Origin of the sequence: Pseudoalteromonas rubra (genome assembly GCF_000967655.1) — a bacterium.
Classification (GTDB): Bacteria; Pseudomonadota; Gammaproteobacteria; order Enterobacterales; family Alteromonadaceae; genus Pseudoalteromonas; species Pseudoalteromonas rubra_A.
Genome location: NZ_JXYA01000075.1, coordinates 1 through 1,186 on the forward strand (window position 1 = coordinate 1; position 1,186 = coordinate 1,186).

Genomic DNA, 1,186 nt, shown 5'->3' on the forward strand with positions numbered 1-1,186 from the left:
ATGGCAAAAGAAAAGTTTGAACGTTCGAAACCGCACGTTAACGTTGGTACTATCGGCCACGTTGACCACGGTAAAACTACCCTAACTGCAGCAATCACTAACGTACTTGCAAAAGTATACGGTGGTGAAGCGAAAGACTTCGCATCAATCGATAACGCTCCAGAAGAGCGTGAGCGTGGTATCACAATCTCAACTTCACACGTTGAGTATGACACACCAACTCGCCACTACGCGCACGTTGACTGTCCTGGACACGCTGACTACGTTAAAAACATGATCACTGGTGCTGCTCAGATGGACGGCGCGATCCTGGTAGTTGCTGCAACTGACGGTCCTATGCCTCAAACACGTGAGCACATCCTACTTTCTCGTCAGGTTGGTGTACCTTACATCATCGTATTCATGAACAAATGTGACATGGTTGACGACGAAGAGCTACTAGAGCTAGTAGAGATGGAAGTTCGTGAACTTCTTTCTGAGTACGACTTCCCAGGTGATGACCTGCCTCTAATCCAGGGTTCTGCTCTTAAAGCGCTTGAAGGCGAGAAAGAGTGGGAAGACAAGATCGTTGAGCTTGCAGAAGCACTAGATTCTTACATCCCAGAGCCAGAGCGTGACATCGATAAGCCGTTCATCATGCCTATCGAAGACGTATTCTCAATCCAGGGTCGTGGTACAGTTGTAACTGGCCGTGTTGAAGCTGGTATCATCAACGTGAACGACGAAGTTGAAATCGTAGGTATCAAAGAAACTACGAAGACAACTTGTACAGGTGTTGAAATGTTCCGTAAGCTGCTTGACGAAGGTCGTGCAGGTGAGAACATCGGTGCGCTTCTACGTGGTACTAAGCGTGATGAAGTTGAGCGTGGTCAGGTTCTTTGTAAGCCTGGTTCAATCAACCCACACACTAAGTTCACTTCAGAAGTATACGTACTGTCTAAAGATGAAGGTGGTCGTCACACTCCATTCTTCAAAGGCTACCGTCCACAGTTCTACTTCCGTACAACTGACGTAACTGGTAACGTTGAGCTGCCAGAAGGCGTAGAAATGGTAATGCCTGGTGACAACATCAAGATGACTGTTGACCTAATCGTTCCAATCGCGATGGACGAAGGTCTACGTTTCGCGATCCGTGAAGGTGGCCGTACAGTTGGTGCTGGTGTTGTTGCAACTATCGTTGAGTAAT

General features: G+C 47.6%; 1 protein-coding gene. It reads left to right on the plus strand.

Features of this window, described 5'->3' with window-relative positions; genetic code table 11:
* Window positions 1-1,185 (plus strand): elongation factor Tu, encoded by a 1,185-nt coding sequence (tuf, locus tag TW77_RS22860; RefSeq protein WP_046007281.1) that lies wholly within the window; start codon window positions 1-3, stop codon window positions 1,183-1,185.
* Window position 1,186 lies beyond the last annotated feature (1 nt).

What these genes read in the sequence shown, in the direction of transcription:
- tuf (WP_046007281.1), top strand. Translation starts at nt 1, where the DNA reads ATGGCAAAAGAAAAGTTTGAACGTTCGAAACCGCACGTTAACGTTGGT.